General features: G+C 74.6%; 7 protein-coding genes. 3 read left to right on the top strand and 4 right to left on the bottom strand.

What is annotated here, in order from left to right; all coding sequences use genetic code 11:
- Both GT045_RS15090 and GT045_RS15085 read left to right on the top strand, forming a co-directional pair.
- The coding region (locus tag GT045_RS15090) for an anti-sigma factor (protein ID WP_161334471.1) at positions 1-556 on the top strand (556 nt) is incomplete at its 5' end.
- Between the two features lie 125 nt (positions 557-681).
- The gene (locus GT045_RS15085) at positions 682-951 is read left to right on the top strand and encodes a hypothetical protein (protein ID WP_161287232.1); all 270 of its coding nucleotides are present in this window, start codon (positions 682-684) and stop codon (positions 949-951) included.
- A gap of 62 nt (positions 952-1,013) precedes the next feature.
- Here the strand turns inward: GT045_RS15085 and GT045_RS15080 are convergent, their stop codons facing one another.
- From GT045_RS15080 to GT045_RS15070, 3 genes are read right to left on the bottom strand one after another with little or no spacing between them, the layout of a single operon-like run.
- On the bottom strand, positions 1,014-2,246 hold the full coding sequence (locus tag GT045_RS15080; protein WP_237538597.1) for a CaiB/BaiF CoA-transferase family protein: 1,233 nt from the start codon (positions 2,244-2,246) through the stop codon (positions 1,014-1,016).
- Positions 2,247-2,304: 58 nt separating this feature from the next.
- Complete coding sequence (locus tag GT045_RS15075) at positions 2,305-3,126, bottom strand: ABC transporter permease (protein WP_202528103.1); 822 nt, start codon at positions 3,124-3,126, stop codon at positions 2,305-2,307.
- Positions 3,123-4,079: an ATP-binding cassette domain-containing protein gene (locus GT045_RS15070; protein ID WP_161334470.1), complete on the bottom strand. Its 957-nt coding sequence runs from the start codon at positions 4,077-4,079 to the stop codon at positions 3,123-3,125. The genes GT045_RS15075 and GT045_RS15070 overlap by 4 nt, the downstream gene beginning before the upstream one ends.
- A 63-nt stretch (positions 4,080-4,142) precedes the next feature.
- On the opposite strand from GT045_RS15070, the gene GT045_RS15065 reads away from it, so the two are divergent.
- On the top strand, positions 4,143-4,853 hold the full coding sequence (locus GT045_RS15065) for a TetR/AcrR family transcriptional regulator (protein WP_161334469.1): 711 nt from the start codon (positions 4,143-4,145) through the stop codon (positions 4,851-4,853).
- 88 nt (positions 4,854-4,941) lie between these two features.
- Here GT045_RS15065 and GT045_RS15060 read toward each other — a convergent pair whose 3' ends face one another.
- Positions 4,942-6,087, bottom strand: a complete 1,146-nt coding sequence (locus GT045_RS15060; RefSeq protein WP_161334468.1) for a type ISP restriction/modification enzyme — start codon at positions 6,085-6,087, stop codon at positions 4,942-4,944.
- Positions 6,088-6,305: the final 218 nt, after the last annotated feature.

Here is a 6,305-nt window from a genome sequence, read left to right as displayed (position 1 = left end):
GGTCCGGGAGCGGGCGCGCCGGCTGCCGCCGCACGTCTGGGGCGCCCAGCCGCCACCGGGGCGCGCTCGTACGCGTCGGGCGCGTCCCCTGTTCGCGCCGTTCGCCACGGCCACCGCCGCCGCGGCCCTCGTCGTCGCCTCCCTCTTCGCGGTCCAGGCCCATCGCACCGAGGACCGGCTCACCGCCGAGCAGGACCGGGCACGTGAGATCGCCCACGTTCTGGCCGCTCCCGACGCCCGTGCGGCGGCCGGCGGGGGTGGCGACGGCCGGGGTATCGGAGTGATCGCTTCCGCATCCGCCCGGGAAGCCGTCGTCACCCTGAGCGGATACGGCCGGCCACCCGGCGGGCGCGTTCACCAGCTCTGGCTCATGCGCCCCCGTGCGCTACCGCGCTCCCTGGGCCTCCTGGCGGGCGACACGCCCTTGGTCGCCAAGGGCCTCGACCCCTCCTCGACGTCACTCGCCGTAACCGTCGAGCCGGACGGCGGCTCGGCGCAGCCCACCAGCCAGCCCATTGTCCAACTCACCCTGAAATCGGTTGGATTCGGAGAGTAGTCGAACGAGGATGGTCAACACCCTTACGGGGAAGGTGAATCCTGTGGCCGAGATACACGCGTGCCCCCATGGGGCGATAGGGTTACCCTGCCCGGGCCGGGTGACTCGTACGGGTGGGGAGTGACATGGAACAGATAACAGTGCGCAGCAGGGCCAGGGTCCCTGCGATCACCTGCGGGAGCAGCGCGACCAGTTCGCGCCTCGACCGCCACCTGTCGGTGCTGGCGGGCCCCGCCATACCGCAGCGGGAGACGATCGAGGCGACCTCGCTGATGCGTGAGCTGACGGCGCGTGACGCCGTGCACGAGCGCAGCGACCGGGGTACGCGCGTGAGCCGCGTCTCCCTCTTCGCGCCGCTGCGCCGGCTGCGCCGTTCGCTGTTCGGCGGTCACTGACCGGCAGCCGGAAGGGTCACCGACCGGCCACCGGCACGGCCCCCGCGCGGGGACGCCCGCGCTCAGGCTGCCACACCGTCCCGGCGTAGCGCTGCGATCTCGTCGTCTGTCATTCCCACGGCACGCAGCAGCGCTCCGGTGTGCTGCCCGAGCGCGGGCACATCACCCATCCGTGCCTCGTCCCCGCCCGGCAGCGTGATGGGAGGCAGCAGCGCCTTCAGCGGCCCGGCCGGCGATCCCACCTGACGCCACCGCCCCCGGGCCGCCAGCTGCGGATGCTCCGCCAGCTCGTGCAGATCCCGCAGCCGGGCGCAGGCGATGCCCGCCCGCTCCAGCCGGTCCAGCGCCTCCTCGCTGCCCAGCACCCCCAGCGCCTCCGCCACCAGGGCGTCGGTGCGCTCCCGGTGCGCCACCCGGGCGGCATTGGTCGCGTACGCCGGGTCGGTGGCCAGCGCCGGGCGGCCTATGACCTGTTCGGCCAGCCGCCGCCACTCGCGGTCGTTCTGCACGGACAGCAGCACCCGCCCGCCGTCCGCCGTCGGATAGGCGTCGTAGGGCGCGATCACGGCGTGGGCGAGCCCGGTCCGGGCCGGCGGCTCGCCGCCGTGCATCGCGTGGTGCAGCGGATGCCCCAGCCACTCGGCGAGCGCCTCCAGCATGGACACCTCCACCGGCCCGCCCCGCCCGGTCGTCCCGCGCCGCACGAGCGCGGCCAGCACCCCGGAGAACGCGTACATGGCCGCCGCGATGTCCGCAGCCGGGATGCCCGCCTTCACCGGCTGCTCCGGTGTCCCGGTCACCGACACCAGCCCCGCCTCACACTGCACGAGCATGTCGTACGCCCGCTTGTCCGTGTACGGCCCCGAGCCGCCGTAGCCCGAGATGTCCACGGCGATCAGCCGCGGGTGCGCGGCGCACAGGGTGGCCGCGTCCAGGCCGAGCCGGGCCGCCGCGCCGTGCGCGAGGTTCTGCACGAACACGTCGGCGTCCGCGACCAGCCGCCGTACGACGTCCAGCCCGCGCGGGTCCTTCAGGTCCAGGGCGAGGGACTCCTTGCCGCGGTTGCACCACACGAAGTGCGACGCGAGCCCGCGGGCCGCGGTGTCGTAACCGCGCGCGAAGTCGCCGCCGTCGACGCGCTCCACCTTGATGACCCGGGCGCCCAGATCGGCGAGCTGCCGGGTCGCGAAGGGCGCGGACACGGCTTGTTCGACGGCGACGACGGTGATGCCCTCCAGGGGCAGGGGCTGCGCGCGCACGGGCTGGTCCATCGGCTGGTCCATCGGCTGATCCATGCCCCGGATCATGGCCCCTGAGCGGCGGCTTTGTCAGCAGTGTGCGAACGGCGACGGCTCACGCGGTGCGCGCGTACCGCCGTACCGCGAGCGGCAGGAACACCGCGGTCAGGGCGGCGCACCAGCCGAGCGCCCCGGCGAGCGGATGGGACACCGGCCAGGCGGCGCCCTCCGGGACGGGCGCGTTGCCGAACAGGTCCCGCAGGGCGGTGGTCACCGCGCTGACCGGGTTCCACTCGGCGAGGGTGCGCAGCCAGTCCGGCAGGCCGTCCGTCGGGATGTAGGCGTTCGACAGCAGCGGTAGCACGAAGGAGGCGGCGCCGAGCTGTCCGGCGGCCTCCTCACTGCGGGTGAGCAGGCCGAGGAAGACGCCGGCGCACGTGCAGGCGAACCGGAAGAACAGCAGCAGCCCCACGGCGCCGGCCGCCCCGGCCGCGGACCCCTCGATCCGCCAGCCCACCGCGAGCCCGGTCAGCAGCAGCGGCACGGTCCCGGCGGTCGTCACGACGAGGTCCGCGACGGCCTGTCCGAGCGGTACGGCGGCCCGGCTCACCGGCATGGTGCGGAACCGGTCCATCACCCCCCGGTGGGTGTCCTGGGCGGCCTGGAACATGCCGGTCATCAGCCCGCCGGCCGCGGTCGCGACGAGCAGCCCGGGCAGCAGGAAGGAGCGGTACTCGCGGCCGGGCATCGCCAGGGCGCTGCCGAACACGTAGCCGAAGAACAGCAGCATGTTGACCGGCATCATCTGGGTGAGGACCGCCAGGCCCGGATTGTTGCGGACCCGGCGCAGCTGCCGCCCGGTCATCGCCAGTCCGTCGTACGCCAACGCGCCCACGCCACGCACTCCTTGCCGTCGGCCGTACGCCAACGCGTTCATGCCACGGGCTCCTTGCTGTCGGCGGTGTCCCCGGTGAGCCGGAGGAAGACGTCGTCGAGGGTGGGCGGCCGGATGCCCGCGTCCAGCAACGGCACGCCGACCGCGTCGAGTTCGCGCACCAGCCGGGGCAGGGTCAGGGTCGGGTCGGTGGTGACCGCGGCGACGGCGTTGCGCCCGCGGTCGAACACCGGCTCCCGGCCCGTGAGACGGTCGAGTACGGCGGCCGCCCGAGGCAGCGTCCCGGCGTCCGCGACCACCGCCTCCACATGCGATCCGACGAGCGACTTGAGTTGCGCGGGCGAGCCGGTGTGGGCGACCCGGCCGCGGTCCACCAGGACGATGTCGTCCGCCAGTTGATCGGCCTCGTCCAGATACTGGGTGGTCAGCAGCACGGTCGTGCCCTCCGCCCTGAGTTCGAGCACGGCCCGCCGGATGCGGGCGCGGCTGGCCGGGTCGAGGCCGGTGGTCGGCTCGTCCAGGAAGAGCACGTCGGGGCGGCGGATCAGGCTCGCGGCGAGGTCCAGCCGGCGCCGCATGCCGCCCGAGTACGTCGACGCCCTGCAGTCCGCGGCCTCGGTCAGGCCGAAGAGCTCCAAGAGCTCCCCGGCGCGGGCGGCCGGCCCGCGCACCCGGTGCAGCCGGGCGAACAGCCGCAGGTTCTCCCGGCCGGTGAGGTCCCCGTCGACCGAGGCGTACTGCCCGGTCACCGCGATCCGGCGCCGCACGGCCGCCGCCTCCCGGACCAGGTCGTGCCCGGCGACCCGGGCCGACCCCCCGTCGGGGCGCAGCAACGTGGTCAGCAGCCGCACCGCCGTCGTCTTCCCCGCCCCGTTGGCCCCCAGCAGCCCGCAGACCGTGCCCTCGGCGACGGCCAGGTCCAGACCGCGCAGGGCGTGCACAGCGCCGAAGCGCTTCTCCAGACCCTCACTAAGTACGGCGTACGTAGTAGTCATGGCAGGACCGTACCGCATTACGTACGGCGTACGTAACTACGATGGAGGCCGAGGTGATGAGCGATGGCAGTCCGAGGGGCGGTCCCCGAGGTGATCTGGGCGCGCCCCGAGCGCGCCGGGCGGGGGCCCAGACCGGCGTACACGCGCGACGACATCGCCGCCGCGGCCGTCCGGATCGCGGACGCGCAGGGGCTCGACGCGGTGACGATGCGGCACGTGGCGGCCGAGCTGGGCTGCGGCACCATGTCGCTGTACAACTACGTCCCCCGTAAGGAGGACCTGTACGAGCTGATGGTCGACGCGGTCGGCGCGGAGCACGAACTGTGGGTGCCGAGCGGCGACTGGCGGGCGGACCTGCGCCTGGTCGCCTACCGGACCCGCGCGCTGATGGTCCGCCACCCGTGGATGCCGCGCCTGATGTCCCCGGTCTACGGCTTCAGCCCGCACGCCCTGCGCTTCCTGGAGCACTGCCTGGCCTGCCTGGACCCTCTGGAGGCGGCGTACGGCACGAAGTTCGAGCTCATCGCCATGCTGAACGGCGTCGTGACGACGTACGTCCGCAACGAACTCGACACCGCCGAGCGGGCCCGTGCCCTGCCCTGGTCGGAGGAGGACGAGAACGCGGTGCGCATCGCCTATCTGGGCGGCCGGCTGGCCTCCGGCGCCTACCCGCGCATGGCGGCGGCGTTCCAGGAGGATGCCGGGCCGATCGACCTGGAGGCGGTGTTCGAGCGGGCGGTGGAACGGGTCCTCGACGCGTTCACACCGCGCTAGCGGGGTGCGGGCGGCGTCGAGCGGTCCGGGCCCGGCCGGCTTCGCCGCAGCCCGCGTTCCCGGCGACCGCCGGCAGCCGGGAGGGGGGCTAGAGCAGGGCGAACTGCCCGTCCGGGCCCTCCTCGTGATGGTCCAGGACCGAGGCGGGGCGGCGGGACGCCCCGGGTGCGGGCAGCACGCCCGCCTGCCGCAGGTCGGCCGCGGTGACCGACGACGCCACCGTCAAGCCGGCCCGCGCCGACCGCACTTCCGCCAGCAGGGCCAGGACCGTGATGAGTTCCAGCAGTTCCGAGGTCCAGGTCTGCGGCCAGGCCGCCGGGCGGATCGCGGCGAGCGTGCCGGGTTCGGCCGGCGCGGTACGGGCCGCGAACCAGCTCTCCAGCACCCGGGCACCGGCCACCTCGTAGTCCCACGCCTCGGGTGGCACGGGAGAGATGCGGCCTTCCTCCAGGTGCAGGGCCTCCTCGTCGCGGTCGTAGTGCAGGCCGAGAGGTCGGTTCGGCAGGGGTGCGCGGACGTAGGGCCGACGGCCCCCCGGCAGCTTGGGCCGCTCCCCGTCGCGCAGCATCAGCCACAGGGCCCGGCGGCCCAGCTCCACACCGGACGCCCACAGCCCGGGGTCGTCGGTGAGCGGGACCGTGAGGTCCGGGCGGGCCGTCGCCAGGATCCAGGCCGGCAGGTCCGATGCGGTGGGGCGGACGCCCAGGCGGTCCGACAGATGGTCCAGCAGGCCCGGGGCGAGGTTCGGTTCCCGGCCGCCGGGGCGGCGGTACAGCGGGCGGACGCGGCCGGTGCGCAGGGTGGGCAGGAGGGAGGTCGCCAGCAGCGGCAGGCCGGTGTCACCCGTCTCGACGGCGAAGACCTGACGGGCGTCCGCCACCCGCCACAGCTCCGGGCGGGCCGAGTCGATCAGCCGGTGGTCCGGGATGAGCCACTGCTCGTCGAACGGGGCGGCCAGCACCCGGACCGGCTCCGCACAGGGCCCCTCGGCACGCGCGAGCCGCTGCGTGCCGGTGGCCTGACCCGGCAGCTGGCCCACGGCCGACCGGAGCGTACGGGCGCGGGTCGGCTCGAACAGGGCCTCCCGGTCCGGCCCTTCGGCCTTCAGCAGGGCGTCCCAGCGAGCCTTGGGCGACACCGGATCGGGCGCCGACGGCCAGGCGCGGCCCAGCCGCAGAGGTGCGACGGCCCACGGCATGAGGTCCGCCAGCAGCGGAGCGTCATCGTGCGTCACGCGGGCATGCTACGACAGCCCCCACCCCCCGACGCCCCGAAGGGACGCGACGAACGACGCGGACGCCCCACGACAAGGCGGCACTGACGCGCGGCGGGAGGCACCCCGAAGGCGCGCAGAGAACGGCGCGGGCAACCACGACGTGGCGCCACTTGTACGCGGCGGGGGGCGCCCCGAGGGGGCGCGGGGAACGGCGCGGGCAACCACGACGCGGCGGC

The organism is Streptomyces sp. SID486 (genome assembly GCF_009865385.1).
Taxonomy (GTDB): Bacteria; Actinomycetota; Actinomycetes; order Streptomycetales; family Streptomycetaceae; genus Streptomyces.
The sequence above is the reverse complement of the archived record's forward strand: the minus strand, read 5'-3'. Positions and strand labels throughout refer to the sequence as shown.